At 49.4% G+C, this 15,760-nt stretch carries 16 protein-coding genes and 1 tRNA gene; 10 read left to right on the forward strand and 7 right to left on the reverse strand.

Annotated elements, in window-relative coordinates:
* Positions 1-289 precede the first annotated feature (289 nt).
* From gpt to J5069_RS21655, 9 genes are all read left to right on the forward strand, one after another.
* On the forward strand, positions 290-748 hold the full coding sequence (gpt, locus tag J5069_RS21615; protein ID WP_264645778.1) for a xanthine phosphoribosyltransferase: 459 nt from the start codon (positions 290-292) through the stop codon (positions 746-748).
* A 184-nt stretch (positions 749-932) separates the two neighbouring features.
* Positions 933-2,183 (forward strand): esterase FrsA, encoded by a 1,251-nt coding sequence (frsA, locus tag J5069_RS21620; RefSeq protein ID WP_264645779.1) that lies wholly within the window; start codon positions 933-935, stop codon positions 2,181-2,183.
* Positions 2,184-2,280: 97 nt separating this feature from the next.
* Positions 2,281-2,655: a sigma factor-binding protein Crl gene (gene crl, locus J5069_RS21625; protein WP_264645780.1), complete on the forward strand. Its 375-nt coding sequence runs from the start codon at positions 2,281-2,283 to the stop codon at positions 2,653-2,655.
* A gap of 141 nt (positions 2,656-2,796) precedes the next feature.
* A complete protein-coding gene (gene proB / locus J5069_RS21630; RefSeq protein ID WP_264645781.1) occupies positions 2,797-3,900 on the forward strand; it encodes a glutamate 5-kinase in 1,104 nt (367 codons plus the stop codon).
* Between the two features lie 10 nt (positions 3,901-3,910).
* Positions 3,911-5,164, forward strand: a complete 1,254-nt coding sequence (proA, locus tag J5069_RS21635; protein WP_264645782.1) for a glutamate-5-semialdehyde dehydrogenase — start codon at positions 3,911-3,913, stop codon at positions 5,162-5,164.
* A gap of 188 nt (positions 5,165-5,352) precedes the next feature.
* A tRNA-Thr gene (locus J5069_RS21640) sits at positions 5,353-5,428 on the forward strand.
* Between the two features lie 329 nt (positions 5,429-5,757).
* Positions 5,758-6,339 (forward strand): GNAT family N-acetyltransferase, encoded by a 582-nt coding sequence (locus J5069_RS21645; RefSeq protein WP_264645783.1) that lies wholly within the window; start codon positions 5,758-5,760, stop codon positions 6,337-6,339.
* A gap of 84 nt (positions 6,340-6,423) precedes the next feature.
* Entirely contained in the window at positions 6,424-6,876 is a 453-nt protein-coding gene (locus tag J5069_RS21650; protein ID WP_264627662.1) for an NUDIX hydrolase, read from the forward strand.
* Between the two features lie 133 nt (positions 6,877-7,009).
* Complete coding sequence (locus J5069_RS21655; protein ID WP_264645784.1) at positions 7,010-7,825, forward strand: isocitrate lyase/PEP mutase family protein; 816 nt, start codon at positions 7,010-7,012, stop codon at positions 7,823-7,825.
* Between the two features lie 1,249 nt (positions 7,826-9,074).
* On the opposite strand, the gene J5069_RS21660 is transcribed toward J5069_RS21655, so the two are convergent.
* Positions 9,075-9,665, reverse strand: coding sequence for an NAD(P)H-dependent oxidoreductase (locus tag J5069_RS21660; protein WP_264645785.1), 591 nt, complete (start codon positions 9,663-9,665; stop codon positions 9,075-9,077).
* A 114-nt stretch (positions 9,666-9,779) separates the two neighbouring features.
* Between J5069_RS21660 and J5069_RS21665 the strand changes: the two genes are divergently transcribed.
* Positions 9,780-10,139: a winged helix-turn-helix transcriptional regulator gene (locus tag J5069_RS21665; RefSeq protein WP_264645786.1), complete on the forward strand. Its 360-nt coding sequence runs from the start codon at positions 9,780-9,782 to the stop codon at positions 10,137-10,139.
* Between the two features lie 215 nt (positions 10,140-10,354).
* Here the strand turns inward: J5069_RS21665 and J5069_RS21670 are convergent, their stop codons facing one another.
* From J5069_RS21670 to J5069_RS21695, 6 genes are all read right to left on the reverse strand, one after another.
* Positions 10,355-10,573 carry an acyl carrier protein gene (locus J5069_RS21670; protein ID WP_008454337.1) on the reverse strand — a complete coding sequence of 73 codons (219 nt, stop codon included), beginning with the start codon at positions 10,571-10,573 and terminating at the stop codon, positions 10,355-10,357.
* Between the two features lie 18 nt (positions 10,574-10,591).
* A complete protein-coding gene (locus tag J5069_RS21675) occupies positions 10,592-12,031 on the reverse strand; it encodes an AMP-binding protein (RefSeq protein WP_264645787.1) in 1,440 nt (479 codons plus the stop codon).
* The gene (locus J5069_RS21680; protein ID WP_264645871.1) at positions 12,028-13,146 is read right to left on the reverse strand and encodes a membrane-bound O-acyltransferase; all 1,119 of its coding nucleotides are present in this window, start codon (positions 13,144-13,146) and stop codon (positions 12,028-12,030) included. The genes J5069_RS21675 and J5069_RS21680 overlap by 4 nt, the downstream gene beginning before the upstream one ends.
* Before the next feature lie 126 nt (positions 13,147-13,272).
* Positions 13,273-14,412 (reverse strand): D-alanyl-lipoteichoic acid biosynthesis protein DltD, encoded by a 1,140-nt coding sequence (locus J5069_RS21685; protein WP_264645788.1) that lies wholly within the window; start codon positions 14,410-14,412, stop codon positions 13,273-13,275.
* Positions 14,413-14,698: 286 nt separating this feature from the next.
* Positions 14,699-15,409, reverse strand: a complete 711-nt coding sequence (locus J5069_RS21690; protein WP_413542269.1) for an SAM-dependent methyltransferase — start codon at positions 15,407-15,409, stop codon at positions 14,699-14,701.
* Between the two features lie 10 nt (positions 15,410-15,419).
* Positions 15,420-15,677, reverse strand: a complete 258-nt coding sequence (locus J5069_RS21695) for a YjhX family toxin (RefSeq protein WP_222157948.1) — start codon at positions 15,675-15,677, stop codon at positions 15,420-15,422.
* Positions 15,678-15,760: the final 83 nt, after the last annotated feature.

Here is a 15,760-nt window from a genome sequence, read left to right on the forward strand (position 1 = left end):
TGCATCTTCAATTTGTATTATCGATGGCCCCGGTATTTTGTGCTTTAAAAAATGAAAAAATCAGAATATCTCATTGATGCTTTGCGCTAAGTAACCGGTATGGCCGTTATTTTCCGCTTTGTGCTAGGGTGTCTTTACCCGGCACTTCGAGGGCAAAAGCAAGAGGTATACAGCGATTACGTGGATAAATACTGGTTTTTATGCTGGCGGCTATCTATAATCTCGCGCAACCTTTTTCCCCCCTCAGACTCGAATTAAGCCAATTTAACGTTGGTCAGGATAGATTTTTATGAGCGAAAAGTACGTCGTCACCTGGGATATGTTGCAAATTCATGCCCGTAAACTGGCGCAGCGTTTGCTGCCAGCCGAACAATGGAAAGGCATTATTGCCGTTAGCCGTGGCGGGTTGGTTCCCGGTGCACTGCTGGCGCGTGAATTAGGCATCCGTCATGTGGATACCGTGTGTATCTCCAGCTATGACCACGACAACCAGCGTGCGCTGACTGTCCTGAAACGTGCCGAGGGAGACGGTGAAGGCTTTATCGTGATCGACGATCTGGTGGATACCGGGGGAACGGCGAAAGCGATTCGCGATATGTATCCGAAGGCGCATTTTATCACCATCTTCGCCAAGCCAGCCGGACGTCCGCTGGTTGATGACTACGTGGTTGATATCCCGCAGGACACCTGGATTGAGCAACCGTGGGACATGGGCGTGGTGTTCATACCGCCCTTGGTCGGACAGTAACAGGCGGGACGGCAATCGCCTTCCGGCATAGCGTTCAGACGCTAACTAATGTTATGTTAATTGCCCGGCTTCGCGCCGGGCAATTTTTTTAAAGGCTCCAAGAAGCCTGTGCAGCACTTTCATTCCGATGCGCACCTGCCGTGCGTTTTCGTGTTATCAATCATGCCGTATCTAGGAGACTGCCGTGGTTCAAGCCAATCTCTCTGAGACACTGTTTAAACCCTCGTTCAAACATCAAGAGACATCAACGTTGGTCAGGCGCGCTCGCCACCATGAAGACGTTGAACGCCATTCCGCGCTGGAAGGGCACTATTCAAAACACTGGTATCGCACGCTGAACCGCCTGATGTGGATCTGGCGCGGTGTCGATCCGCGTGAAATCGAAGAAGTGCTGGCGCGAATTACGGTCAGCACGGCGAAACGCAGCAATGAACATTTTCTGGACACCGTGGTGGGCTACCGCAGCGGCAACTGGATTTATGAGTGGGCCAAGCAGGGTGCCGCCTGGCAAGCTAAAGCGATGGAAAGCGAAGAGACCCAGCACGATGGTCATTATTGGCTGAATGCGGCCAATCTCTACAGCATTGCGGCTTATCCCTATATCAAAGGGGACGAACTGGCCGAGCAGGCACAAACGCTGGCTAACCGCGCCTATGAAGAAGCGGCGAACTACCTGCCGTATCAGTTGAAAGCGCTGGATTTTCCCATTGAAGGCGGTGGCAACCTGCGCGGCTTTTTGCACTTGCCTGAGCAGGGCTCGGCACCGTTCCCGACCGTGCTGATGTGTGGCACGCTGGATATGCTGCAAAGCGACTATTATCGCCTGTTCCGCGACTATCTGGCTCCGGCGGGCATGGCCATGCTGACCATTGATGTGCCGTCGGTAGGTTTTTCGTCGCGCTGGAAGCTCAGTGAAGACAGCAGTTTCCTGCACCGACAAGTACTGCGTGCGCTGCCAGATATTCCCTGGGTCGATCACTGCCGCGTGGGTGCCTTTGGTTTTCGTTTCGGTGCCAATATCGCGGTGCGGCTGGCCTATCTGGAGCCGGGCCGGTTGTGCGGTGTCGCAACCCTTGGCCCCATCGTGCACCATTTGCTGTGTGATACGCAGCGCCAACATCAGGTGCCGGATATGTATATGGACGTGTTGGCCAGCCGCCTTGGCATGGCGAATGCCAGCGATGCGGCGCTGAAAACGGAACTGGGACGCTACTCGCTCAAAACGCAAGGGCTGCTGGGCCACCGTTGCCCGACGCCGATGCTGGCGGGCTATTGGGATAACGACCTGCTGTGCCCGAAAGAAGAGGCGAGCCTGATCGTCAATTCGTCCACCAACGGTAAATTGTTGCCCATCAAGGCGGCACCGATATACCGCAATTTTCATCAGGCATTGGGTCATATCAGCGATTGGTTAAAGGGCGCGCTGAACGCCTAAGCATCGGACTCACAAAGAAAGAACAACCTGAAGCGTAGCGGTTTAATTTATTGTTGCCATCTGTTAAAAGATAAGCTTCAACCTGAGGAGTAAACCGATGACATTACCGAGTGGACACCCGAAAGCCCGGCTCATGAAAAGTTTTGCCTCATTGGGGCCCTATCTACGCGAGAATCAGTGCGGCAACGAGCGTTTTTTCTTTGATTGCCTGGCGGTATGCGTTAGTGTGAAACCTGTGCCGGAAAAACGGGAATTCTGGGGATGGTGGCTCCAGTTGGAAGCCCAGGAACAGACGCTCGTTTATTCCTACCATACTGGCTTGTACGATAAAACAGGCCGTTGGCAAGAAGAGAACATTAAGGATACCGAAGTGCTGACGAAAGTGCAGGAGACGCAACGGCAGTTTCATACGCGTCTGGAAAAGTTATTACACTCTTTGGAACCCGCCTTGACGCTCACCGAGCGACCGTGAAGCCTCTCTTTTGAGTCTGCGCCGCGTTACCGTTTGCGGGAGCGGGGCAGATTCGCGTAATCTCTGTTGCCATTATGAACGTGCTCTGTGGCAACGTTTTCACTACTTCGTGTTTTGACCAACATTAACGGCAGATTAATCATGAGTGGCAGCCAGACTTTGGTTGTGAAATTGGGTACCAGCGTGTTGACCGGCGGATCGCGCCGCTTGAACCGTGCCCATATTGTTGAATTGGTTCGCCAGTGTGCGCAGCAGCACGCGGCCGGACACCGTATTGTGATTGTCACGTCTGGGGCGATTGCCGCTGGGCGCGAGCATTTGGGCTATCCGGAATTGCCTGCCACCATCGCCACCAAGCAACTGTTGGCAGCGGTCGGGCAGAGCCGTTTGATTCAGTTGTGGGAACAACTGTTTTCTATTTACGGCATCCATATTGGTCAAATGTTGCTGACGCGCGCGGATCTGGAAGACAGAGAACGTTTCCTCAACGCCCGCGACACGCTGCGTGCTTTGCTCGATAACCGTATTGTTCCGGTGATTAATGAGAACGATGCGGTAGCCACCGCAGAAATCAAGGTTGGCGACAACGACAACCTGTCGGCGCTCGCGGCGATATTGGCAGATGCGGACAAGCTGCTGCTGCTGACCGATCAGGCTGGCCTGTTTACTGCCGATCCGCGTTCCAACCCGGAGGCCGAACTGATCCGGGAAGTGGAAGGCATTACCGACGAACTGCGCCTGATTGCCGGTGGCAGCGTATCCGGCCTTGGCACGGGCGGTATGTCGACCAAATTGCAGGCCGCCGACGTGGCCTGTCGTGCCGGGATTGATGTGATCATTGCCGCAGGCAACCGCGCCGATGTAATTGGCGACGTGATTGGCAATGTGTCGGTCGGCACCCGTTTCCACGCCGTGGAAGCACCGCTGGAAAGCCGTAAACACTGGATTTTTGGCGCACCGCCGGCGGGTGAAATCACCATTGATGACGGTGCGCTTTCCGCGATCGTTGAGCGTGGCAGCTCTCTGCTGCCAAAAGGCATTCGCGAGGTGAAGGGCAACTTTTCTCGCGGTGAGGTCATCCGCGTTTGTACGCTTTCCGGACGCGATGTGGCGCACGCGGTAACCCGTTATAACAGTGATGCGCTGCGCATGATCGCTGGGCATCACTCGCAGCAGATTGCCGATATCCTCGGGTATGAATATGGCCCGGTGGCCGTTCATCGCGACGACATGATTATCACTTAAGGAGCACGCCATGCTGGAAAAAATGGGCAAAGCGGCTAAACAAGCCTCCTATCACCTGTCGGTGCTAAGTACAGTGCAGAAGAACCAGGCGCTGAACGTGATTGCTGACCTGCTGGAAGCGGAAAGCGCAGAGATTCTGGCCGCTAACGCACTGGATCTGGCGGATGCACGGCAAAACGGCATGAGTGCCGCATTACAAGACCGGTTGCTGCTCACGCCGCAACGTTTGAGCGCTATTGCTGACGATGTGCGCCAGGTCTGCCGCCTGAATGACCCGGTGGGTGAAGTGATCGATGGTCGCATGCTGGATAATGGGTTGAAACTGGAACGCCGTCGTGTGCCGTTGGGCGTGGTGGGCGTTATCTATGAAGCGCGCCCGAATGTCACGGTGGATGTCGCTAGCCTGTGCCTGAAAACCGGTAATGCGGTGATTCTGCGCGGCGGTAAAGAGACTTATCGCACCAATGCGGCCACGGTGAGCGTGATTCAACGCGCACTGGCACAGAGCGGGCTGCCTGCTGCTGCGGTTCAGGCGATTGAAAGCCCGGACAGAGAGTTGGTCAATCAACTGCTTAAACTGAATCGCTACGTGGATATGCTAATCCCGCGCGGTGGTGCCGGGTTGCATAAACTGTGTCGCGAACAATCGACCATTCCGGTTATCACGGGTGGGATTGGCGTGTGCCATATTTTTGCCGATGAGAGCATTGATTTCGCCAAAGCGCTGACCGTGATTGAAAGCGCCAAGGTACAGCGCCCGAGCGCGTGCAACAGCCTGGAAACGCTATTGATTCACCGCGCCATTGCCGCGCAGTTCCTGCCTGCACTGAGCGAGAAAATGGCACTGGCGGGGGTGACGCTGCACGCCAGCCCGGAAGCCCTGAGCACGCTGCAAAGCGGGCCTGCCAACGTGGTTGCGGTGGAAGCCAAGGACTACGATGACGAATGGCTTTCTAACGACCTCAACGTGGCGCTGGTGGACGATATGGATGCGGCTATTGCCCATATTCGTGAACACGGCACGCAGCACTCCGATGCCATTTTGACGCGTTCCATCAGCAATGCGGAACGCTTTGTACGCGAAGTAGATTCCTCGGCGGTGTACGTCAATGCCAGCACCCGATTTACCGACGGCGGACAGTTTGGTTTGGGCGCTGAAGTGGCGGTGAGCACGCAGAAACTGCACGCACGCGGCCCGATGGGGCTGGAAGCCTTGACCACCTACAAATGGATTGGTTACGGCGAAGATTTAATCCGCGCCTGACCGTCCCCTTAAGCCTGAAAGTTATAGGATTCTCCGTTATTAGCAGTGAAGATAATGAGAGAATCCTGTTATTCATCCGGTCGTTTACAAAACCAGCAAACGAACGGCAAAACTATTGACTTGCTGCGGTGATTTCACTACTTTGTCACCCCGTAGTCCACCGTCAGTGCTCACTGACGTGTCTCAGGGCCGATATAGCTCAGTTGGTAGAGCAGCGCATTCGTAATGCGAAGGTCGTAGGTTCGACTCCTATTATCGGCACCATTTTTATATCTTATTGATTTTAATGAAATAATCTGTATCACTGTGGCAGTGGTATTCATCTTGTCTATCTTGTCGTTCCCGCACGAAGCCGTCTCAACATGAGACCGCGTCAGATTCACGCTTCAACAGAAACAAATCACACCGGAAAAGCGTGAGCGATTGCCACTGGTCTAGTGGGTGTTTGGCCGCGATGCCTGAGTGGGTATCAAGAGTGCCAAAACGTTGGATAGAGCAATAAGGTCAAATGATAAAATAAAACGCTGTATTGAAGCTCTCTTTGGTAATATATTTCTTCATATCATGTTGATACATTGGTCGATAGATTTTTTATGAAAATGTCAGCCTCTCTCCAGAATAGGCATTCATCCAGCAACAAACTCCATCTCATCCCTTTCACCGAACAACATTTTTCCATATTGATGGGGTGGTTTTTTAGTGAAAAAGACATTGTTCAATGGGGAGGGCCAGATTTATCTTACCCTCTCGATGATGCACAAGTTAATTTGATGTTGATTAAAACCAATGCCACTCCGCCAGACTATTTTTGTTGGATGGTTGAAGATGATGCCGGCGAATTATGCGGTCATTGCCAACTGGTGTGTGACTGGCGGAATGGAATAGCAAAAATTTGTAGAGTTGTCATTTCGCCTCAACATCGGGGGCGTGGTTTTTCACTTCCAATGGTTAGCATGGTTTTAGAAAAAGCATTCTCATATGCTGAAATAGAGCGCGTAGAGCTCAATGTTTATGCCTGGAATGACATAGCCATCAAAACCTATTCCCGCATTGGATTTATTGGTGAGGGTGTTCGCCGATCCTCTGTGAAAGTGGGCGATGAACGCTGGGATACCGCCATCATGAGTATGTTACGTGATGAGTGGGTAGCGCCTTCAGTTAGCGCTATTAAGTAGGGTAGATTGTATTATTTTTAATAAATGGTTAATGTGTGAAATAGTGCGATAACTAATATCTAATGTTGTAAATGTGGAGTATTGATGCGCCAACCTAAACAAGTGTTAGTCGTTCCTTATGCAATTTATGAGGGTGAATTGTATTTGTATCTTCTGAAAAGAAAAGATATGGATTATTGGCAATGGGTAGCTGGAGGGGTAGAGGAAAATGAAACCCTATTAAGTGCAGCGATACGAGAATCATCTGAAGAGTTGGGGATCATACTTAAAACATCAGATCTTATACCGCTTGAATCTCTGTGTTCTATCCCAAGATGTTATTTCAACAGTGATAAGGAATGGGGGGATGATTTCTATACCGTTACAGAATATTCCTTTGCTGTTCGGTTATCTATGAATTCTCAATTGAATTTGAGTGATGAACATAGCGAGGCGAGTATAATAAAGTATTCGCAGTTGAGTAAATATCACACATGGGATAGTAATAGAACGGCAGCATGGGAGCTAAATGAACGGTTTTTGAAGGGCACTCTTTGAATGATGGTGCGTTTTTCATACGCGGTAGAAATATCCTGATGCCATGTTTTGGTTCTGAATCAAGTTGGATTTTGTGGTAGGTTCAACTGAGAGTAGTGCTATTTCTCTTCGACAATGATGCATGGGGTTACACATGGAAAATAAAGGAAAAATTTTTCGTCAACTACATGAGCTTGATGATGTTTTCGTTATTCCTAACCCCTGGGATATCGGCACTGCCCGGATACTCGAAACCATGGGATTTAAAGCGCTTGCGACAACCAGCGCGGGGCTTGCTTTTTCGTTAGGGGTTCAGGAAGGGACGGTTCCGTGGGAGCAGACTCTTTTGCACTGTCAGTCTCTGGTTAATGCCACCGCTTTGCCGGTATCCGCAGATCTTGAAAAGGGGATGGGGGATGACCCGGAAAGTGCCGCACAGACTGTCGAAATTGCCGCGGGAATCGGTTTGGCGGGGTGTTCTCTGGAAGATCATACCGGCTTAGCCAGCAAGCCTATTTATAATTTTAGTCTGGCAGTGGAAAGAATTGAAGCAGCGGCTAAAGCACGAGATGCGCTGGCGACTGATTTTGTCATAACGGCCCGTGCCGAAAATTTCATGTGGGGAATTACCGATCTGGATGAAACGATCCTGAGGTTGCAGGCATTTGAAAAAGCCGGGGCTGATGTTCTTTATGCTCCGGGTCTCAGAGATATCACAATGATCAAAACGGTATGTCAGGCGCTGACAAAGCCGGTCAATATTGTGATGGGGCTGCCCGGAGAAGTATTTAGCATTGCTGAATTGGCCGATGCAGGTGTAAAGCGAATTAGTGTTGGTGCATCCATGGCGCGGTTTGCCTATGGCATGTTTGTACACGCGGCTCAAGAAATCATGTCAAAGGGCACGTTTACTTATTCAAAAGATGCTATGGGATTTTCGGAGCTGGCATCGTATTTCGAAAGGAAATAATCCAGGCGAAGTGCCTGCAAGGCACTATGACGATATAGTCTGCGCGTTATCGCAACATTGGCAGCCGGGCGTAGGCACCCGAGTTATTTCAAGGCGATGTCAGACGCACCATACGTCTTTTTTACATCTAGGCCTTCGCGCATTCGAGGATACTAGCCCCACTGCTACTACCCCGATATCATCACCTCCGCTCTTCACTGTCCTGCTTCTATCCATGTACTGCGCAGATTACTGTGCATTATCGCCGCGAGGTGTGGGCTATGTTTGATACCACGCCTCTTACCCTGGAAGAAAGGGTCGATCACTGCCGCACGCCATGTTTAGAACATATCGTACATAAAATGTAGATATTGTTTCTCTTTCGCTATAAACAGCAAACAATAGCAATGAATTGCTCATGTTTTAACCCGCCAGCTGCGGCGGTGATAATTATAACTCTATGGTTTTATGGCGGTTTTAATTAAAAACAAGATGTCAGAGACATGTTGTTAATAACAGTGTTGACACTGCTGAAAAAGCATGTAAATTGTATTTTAACAGCAGACGAAATTAAGTTGCTGTTTATTTGAGAAGTGTTTTTACGTTCTTTAATAATTATGCGATAAAGGCCATGAAGTGTATTTTTTATGGGTTTACCACATCGAGAATGGGTAATATTCTCGTTTGGTAATGCATTAAGGCCACGTAGTCAGTATCTACAATCGCAGGGTGTGAACGAAAGCGCGATGATGTAAGGCCATGTTTTTGTTATTTTTAGTTGCGAGTGTGTCTGGTTGGTTAGGTGTTGAATATCGCAACCGCAGTAAGGCCACGCATCAAATACTTTATATCGCGATGGGAGATGTACTTATTTAGCCTGCCATGGCTTCGTAGGTTGATGGAGCAGGCAGAACGTTCAACCGGTAACTATATGGGAGGAATTTGCTATCTTTTCAGTACCCAATATTATCGTCGTAACGTGTACATCAAGGTTGTACAAATAGCAGTACTAAGCATCTAAGTGTATTAATGTTAAACCTTAAGTTAAGTGTAACCTAAAAGCCCTGGCGAATGTCGCTAGGGCTTTTTTATTTATGCTCAGCCCGGTCAGAGGAGTCATAAGCTGATCACCATCCGCTAGCGTCCTACACCATTAATCTGCTATCACGCCAGTCAAGGTGCTATAAATCTATCGTTTCCGCGTTGTTGCAAAACTGACAGCCGAGCGTAGGAACTCAGGTTACTTCAGGGGATACTTGACGCACCATGCCTATTTTCTATGCTGTGGTTTGTTATCCATTCCCTTCGGTATTATTTTTTTGGGCCAGGCTTTAATGATGTCTTCCAGTTGTTTGCTATGATTTTTTGCTTTATTGATAATTTCTGGTTCGGTATACCCCAGTACTGTTGATATACCGTATAAAATGACGGGAGCAAGGTAATGCATTTGCGTATATTCGACGGATTTTTTTATAGGCGTCAACAAATTTTCAATTAATGCAGTGTTTTCATCGTGTTTGAAGTTTTGCTCAGGTTGACCTACGGTAAGGCTTGGTAATAGACTCTTCCCTTTGAGTTTATCTCCTTTTGAGCCATAGGCGAATTGATAAGTAAAAACCTGATCGAACCAACTCTTTAAAATGGCCGGTGTGTTATACCAATACATAGGGTACTGTAAAATGATCAAGTCATGACGCAGCAAAGCGGCTTGTTCTTCTTGTATATTAATCTTGTGATCCGGGTTTAATTGGAAAATGTCCCGTACTTCCAAATCTGGAAGCTTATGCTGTAATTCTCTCGTGATGGTTTTGTTCGCTATCGAATGCTCTATGTCAGGATGAGCCAATATGACTAATGCCATGAGATTCCCTTAATGGTTATGAGTAACTATCAAAATGATAGCTTGCGTGGTAAGTTTACTGAGTACTCGCATATTGACAATAACTATCAGGAACGATAGTAGGGGGGCTCGGCAATGAGAATCACGAAAAATGCAGCTTGTCAGGTCTTATTGAACGGTAAGGAATATCCTTGCCCGGTCAGTATGGTGATGGATTTGATAGGGGGAAAATGGAAAGGTGTTATTCTTTATTATTTGAAGGACAGAAGTAAAAGATTCAGCGAACTCCGCAAGAATATCCCTCATATCACTGAAATGACATTAAGTTTACAGTTAAAAAAGCTTGAAAAAGATGGGCTTGTGGTAAGACAGGTTTTTGGTGAGAAACCACCACTCAAAGTAGTTTATGAACTCTCTGAATTTGGGCAGTCATTTAAACCTGTGCTTGAGGCTATTTCTCAGTGGTCGGACAATGAAATCACAGTAGTTGATTGAGCTATCGCGCCAAAATTTGCGCTGTATGCTCTGCATTTTTGGAATAGAGACCCAATTTCCGGCTAAATGTAGCGGAATCAGGGGGTAACGGTGGCACTTTCTCGCACGCTCTCATCTCACGCCTCCCGAACAGGCAGTGTTCAGTACAATAGCATGGATGAGATCGGTGCTAAATTGCTCTCAATCTCGTCACCCGTTGTTGCAAAGCGACTCGCTTAGCGATTCTCTTCAATGTAACGCGCCAAATCCGCCGGGGTTTTCAGCACGGTTGCGACTTCGGTGGGGGGAATCATGCAGCCGTAAACGTCCTGCACTTCCAGTACCAGATCTACCGCCAGAATCGAGTCAAGAATATCAGACTCAATCAGCTCATCATTAAAGCCCACTTTGCGGGATAAGACCTTTTCAAACAACGCGAGAATTTCTTGTTCCATCATTTTTTCCTGGTGTAATTAGTTGGTGCGAGCGTGAGAGTCCAGCAACTTACGATCAATTTTGCCGTTAGGATTCAGCGGCAGTGCGTCTTTAATGATAATTTGAGAAGGCACCATGTAATGTGGGATCACCTTCGACAGCGAGGTTTTAATCGCTTCCGGGGCCAAGTGCGTTACGCAGAATGCGGCAATACGCAAAACGCCACCGCCTGATTTCATCAGCGGCAGAACCACTGCTTCGCTGATATCGGACATCGCCAGCAGTCGATTTTCGATTTCGTTGATTTCGATGCGATAGCCATTGAGTTTGATCTGGCTGTCATTGCGGCCCTGGCAGTAAAGCAGTCCATCCACGTTTTCGTAGCCCAGGTCGCCGGTTCTGTAACCACGGAACATTTCGCTTTCCCGGCGCAGCAATTTCTCGGCATTCTCTTTCGCCAGCCCGAGGTAGCCACGCATCACGTTTTTGCCCCAAATAATCAGCTCACCGTCAGAGGTAATTTCCATTCTGGAGTCCGGCATCATCACGCCAATCGGCAGCAGATCGTTTTCGCTGTGCAGGATGTCATCGGTGATGTCGATAACCGTGGTCGCGATGGTGGCTTCCGTTGGACCGTAAGAGTTGAGGATTTTGGCGTGCGGGAAGCGGCGACGCAGTTGTTTTACCAGCGCTTTGTTTAACACTTCGCCGATGAACACAAACACGCTCAGATCGGGCAAATAGTCACTGCTAAACTGGGGCGAAAGCAGTCGTTGATAGGCAAAAGAGGGGGTGGAAACCCACACGGAAACGCCGTTGCTTTTCAGGCGATCCAGCCAGTTTTCTGCGGCAATATCCTCTTTCGCATTCAGCACGATATGCCCGCCGGTGGCCAGGTTTGCCAGCAGTGGAATCAGCGAGAGATCGAAGCTGAACACCGCATGGTTCATCAGCACTGGCACTTGCGGCAGCGCAAAATCCTGACGCACCCACTTCATAAAATGCCACAGGCTTTCACGCCCAATTTGCACACCTTTTGGCTTGCCGGTACTGCCAGAGGTGAACATGATATAGGCGAGATCCTGCTCAACCAGTGCCTGTTCGGTGACGCCCGTGGCAATAAATTGCCGGGTCGCTACGTCATAATAGTAAGGCGCGCTTGCCAGTTGGCAAATCTCTTTGAGCCGTTCCTGCGGGTAGATGCAGTCCACCGGGATATACGGAATGTTGTGCAGCAGGCAACTGTAGATAGCAGCGGCGAACTCAGCCTGTTGATGTCCGTAGAGTACAATCGGCGGGCCAGCAGACTGCTGGCAGTGGTGGTAGCGTTTCGCCCAGTCGGTGACAGCAACAGAGAGTTGTTGCCAGGTCAGGGCTTCATCACTGCCGCTGATCGCCGGTTGCTGTGGGTTCGCGGGGTCGAGTAATGCCGCACGCAGAAAATCTTGCAGTTCTAGAAGCTCGCTGTGTTGGTTCATAGGGGTGACATTCCGCTAAAGATATAGAGGGAGGCCGCGGCGCTTGCTAGCGTCAAAATTCGACCCGTAAACTCACTAACCGGATGGTCTAACCAATTGCTCAGCACCGGGCTGCGTTTCGCCGACCATTGCAGCATATTGTGAGCAACAGAAATGGCGCCAAACAATGCGCCGCTGATGACATAGTGTCGTTCCAGCCCGTTCCACGCCCCCATACAAAACAGGGTGCAGAAAATACCGATATTCTGCGCCAGCGTTTTGTTCTGACGGAAAAAGTCGAGCTTCATCAGATTCATATAAATCGGCATAAAGACCACATCCCTCAGCCATTCAGACAGGCTGATGTGGAAACGTCGCCAAAAATCCTGCGGATTCTTTGCCAGAAAAGGCATATTGAAGTTTGCCGGGATATTCAGGCCAAATAAGCGTCCGGCCCCGATAGCCATATTGCTGTAGCCGGCAAAGTCAAAGTAGAGATAGGCACTGTAGGACAGAGACATGACTACGCCCACGCTTAGCGTAAACGGTTGATGGCTCCACGGCTGAACCACCAGATTATCAATTAGCGTGGCTAATAGGTATTTCTGGATAATGCCGGTAAAAATTTGCTCCATGGCCAGTAAAAGCTGTTCACGGGTCAATGAGAACACCGGTTTATTAATGTCATTAATCCATGTGCGCCAGCGGTACATCGGGCCCGCCAGGATAATAAACGGCATAAACAGGTAGCAGAAATAATGCAGAAAACGTTGACCATCTTTTTTGCTGCGATAAAGCAGCACGTCAACGGCGCGGAAAGTCATGAATGACAAACCAATCATGTTCCAGTGGTTGTTGAGATCTAATTTCACTAAAAACATGGGAAGTAGTGTCAGACTGACGGCCTGCCAGGTTTTTAACCAGCCTTTTTCTTTTAATGTGACAAGGAGATAAAACCCAAGAAAAACCGCCACGGGAACGAGGTAATCCCCCTGGAAAATATACGCCCAGCCAAATGCCGCCAGCACGGAAAAAGCGGACAAATAGGTCAGCCGATAATGCAATACGCGGTTAACCAGCGCAAACAGTAGAGCTGATGAAAACAGAAGGAAAAAGAACGTTCCGGAGCTGTACATCATTTACCCTTCAGAATTTTTGGTATTCGAAATGCACTTTCAAATCCATGCTGTCATCAACAGAGGTCCACGCAACAACGGTGACCGCCAGAAAGAAATAAAGGAAAAAAAGGCGAATGGCAGTTTTCATCGTTTAAAACTCTCAGCAATAAAGCGGTCTATGGCAACCCACGCCAGTTCAGTGGGATGCAGACGATCCCAGTTCCAGCCGTTCTGATAGGGCTGGGCATACATATCAAAATAGGGAACCCGATGTTGCTCCAGCATGGTTCGGATCTGTTGATCGACGACCTGGAATTTCTCGGAGTTTTTAATCGCCCACGGATTGATGGGGTCAACCACCACCACAAACTGGGCGTTGCGCGCTTTCAGCAGTTTGACGGTTGCCCGCAAAGCTTCCAGCTGCGAGGGGATTGCTGGCGCGTTGTCCCACTCATCCGGCGTGTTATCGTCGGCAAAAATCGACTTATCCATCCACATCGTGTCTGCGCTTTGCTGGCGTGATTTGTTAAGCTCGCGCGCGTGGGCCAGCGCCATGTCCCAATCCGGATTGACGAGGTTGACGGGTTGTTCCGGCCAGGGTTTTGCAGGTTGTGGAATAATGTTCAGCATTGCCAGCCACTCGTTTTTTACCATCTCGCAGAAATTAGCAAAGAGATAACTCACTTCCTGCCAGATAATTTCCGGATACCAGCCGTAGATTTCCATCTGGCTGAAGGTTAAGTGGCTGATATCTTCTTTATCAATATTGCGTAAGTATTTGACCAGCAAAGGGCGCGCCAACATATCTTTCATCAGGGGATTAAACACCACTGAGGGGAAGTTGTTGGCAAAAATGGCTGGAGGAATACCTTCAGAATAAAAAGTATCGGGTGCTAACATCAGAACAATCTTGCTGTTTGCGTTAATGTCATTTTTAAAACGCGAGAGCAGTAAAAAATGCGTGATGCTATCAACGTAACTATCACCATAAGCCACTAAAGGACGATGCAACTGGTTGTTGAAGTAATTATAAACGGCGTAATGTTCATCTTCGGAAGTAGAAACTTCAGAGGCGCCGAGAAAGAAAATCGCATTTCCCTGTAAAGCATGGGAAATAGTCGCCATGTTTTGCTTGCGTTCCTTTGGCGTTCCTTCCATTGATTTAATCAGCGGTTGGAATGTCAGTTCCGGATCAAAGGTCCTCACCAGCGGGGGAACGCTAAGGAACAGGACAGCCAGGATCGCCATCAGGATATGTAGGCAGAGAGTATTTTTGATTTTCATTATAGAATTTATAATTACATGATATTCATTTGTTTAAAGTTTGTTGATTTATAGCTTTACAGGGCATCAGTTCCTGCGTTTTTTGCATTATATACCAGGCTTATCGGCGATGATGAGCGTTGCTGTGTAACGGTATGTACAGTGTTTGTCCTGCTCACATAATTGGATTAAATGGCACGAATAATGGGCCTTCATCACTGTTGTTTGTTGGACAACATGCCGTGCGCCGTTGTGATGTTTGAAAATCCTTCTCAGGTATTCCCCCCTCCGAAGAGGGGGGATTGTTTTATTTACGGATAACCCCCGTCATTTTAGTTAAGTTAAACCAGTGCCCCGCTTCGGCGGCCATCATGTCGCGATCGCGAATGGCGTAGGGGTGTGAGCAAGCCAGCCATGCTTGCCAGGCCTGCTCGCAACGGGCGCTCTCGGTGCACTCCGCTATCTGCAAATAGGCGCTTTGCTGCCAGAGTTGCCGCCACCAGTCGACGGTAAAGAAGTTCATGCCGGACTGCCAAAAGGGGGCCAGTTCAGGAGGAACTCCGCGATCGAAAGGCCTTTTTAAACCTGGAATAACGATAGCGACGCGGCCACCCGGTTTGATCCACGGTGCAAGATGGCTGTCGAAAAAGGTCGAGCTGGCACCAAAGTAGTGGTAGGCATCAATATTAAGTAGCGCGTCGAAGTGGTTTTCGGGAAATGGCTTTACAGCGGGAAGGTCGGCAACATCCATATGTAATGGGGTTATCAGGTTGGACAATCCGTGTTCACTGAAACGGCGTGCGTTATCTTCGGCAGTAATCCATAAATCCATTGCGACCACCTCAACACCGTATTGGCTTGCCAGATAGAGGGATGTCAGGCCGGTGCCGCAGGCTAAATCGAGCACTCGCATTCCGGGTTTTAAGGCCAGAGCAGCGCTGACCTCATCTGCCAGCAGTAGCGCGCTGGGTCCCATCAAGTTGGCATTGATAAACTCAGGCGAAAACAGCGGGTTCATGATCTTCTCCTTAGCGGTTGTCTGATTGGGCGCGGACGTTTCTCAGCCCGCTGGTATTAATGCGATACGGCTGGCCCTGCACAGACTTGATCAGCTTTTTGGTTTTGAGTTTTTTGAAGACGGCGAGCGTGCAGTCACTCAGCAGCAAGCCTTCGCGGCTGTAACATTCGACGGCGGTGATGCGACCGGACGTGTCGCGGACGTGCGCAATGCGTCCTCCTTTGGCGAGAACGTGCAGCGTCCGTTGTTCCTGACGGGATAAATTCATGCTGGAAACCTGTTAATCATCATAGGCAAAACGTGCAAACACCTTGTGGTGCCCGCATTCGATTTCAGCGCAGTGATAATCAG

This window comes from Candidatus Symbiopectobacterium sp. NZEC127 (genome assembly GCF_025962675.1).
In the GTDB taxonomy this organism is placed as follows: domain Bacteria; phylum Pseudomonadota; class Gammaproteobacteria; order Enterobacterales; family Enterobacteriaceae; genus Symbiopectobacterium.

Coding starts and splice junctions, on each gene's coding strand:
- J5069_RS21645 (WP_264645783.1), top strand. CDS start 5,758: ATGAAAATGTCAGCCTCTCTCCAGAATAGGCATTCATCCAGCAACAAA.
- proA (WP_264645782.1), top strand. CDS start 3,911: ATGCTGGAAAAAATGGGCAAAGCGGCTAAACAAGCCTCCTATCACCTG.
- J5069_RS21675 (WP_264645787.1), bottom strand. CDS start 12,031: ATGAACCAACACAGCGAGCTTCTAGAACTGCAAGATTTTCTGCGTGCG.
- J5069_RS21665 (WP_264645786.1), top strand. CDS start 9,780: ATGAGAATCACGAAAAATGCAGCTTGTCAGGTCTTATTGAACGGTAAG.
- crl (WP_264645780.1), top strand. CDS start 2,281: ATGACATTACCGAGTGGACACCCGAAAGCCCGGCTCATGAAAAGTTTT.
- J5069_RS21680 (WP_264645871.1), bottom strand. CDS start 13,146: ATGTACAGCTCCGGAACGTTCTTTTTCCTTCTGTTTTCATCAGCTCTA.
- J5069_RS21660 (WP_264645785.1), bottom strand. CDS start 9,665: ATGGCATTAGTCATATTGGCTCATCCTGACATAGAGCATTCGATAGCG.
- J5069_RS21655 (WP_264645784.1), top strand. CDS start 7,010: ATGGAAAATAAAGGAAAAATTTTTCGTCAACTACATGAGCTTGATGAT.
- proB (WP_264645781.1), top strand. CDS start 2,797: ATGAGTGGCAGCCAGACTTTGGTTGTGAAATTGGGTACCAGCGTGTTG.
- J5069_RS21690 (WP_413542269.1), bottom strand. CDS start 15,409: ATGAACCCGCTGTTTTCGCCTGAGTTTATCAATGCCAACTTGATGGGA.
- J5069_RS21670 (WP_008454337.1), bottom strand. CDS start 10,573: ATGGAACAAGAAATTCTCGCGTTGTTTGAAAAGGTCTTATCCCGCAAA.
- gpt (WP_264645778.1), top strand. CDS start 290: ATGAGCGAAAAGTACGTCGTCACCTGGGATATGTTGCAAATTCATGCC.
- J5069_RS21685 (WP_264645788.1), bottom strand. CDS start 14,412: ATGAAAATCAAAAATACTCTCTGCCTACATATCCTGATGGCGATCCTG.
- J5069_RS21650 (WP_264627662.1), top strand. CDS start 6,424: ATGCGCCAACCTAAACAAGTGTTAGTCGTTCCTTATGCAATTTATGAG.
- J5069_RS21695 (WP_222157948.1), bottom strand. CDS start 15,677: ATGAATTTATCCCGTCAGGAACAACGGACGCTGCACGTTCTCGCCAAA.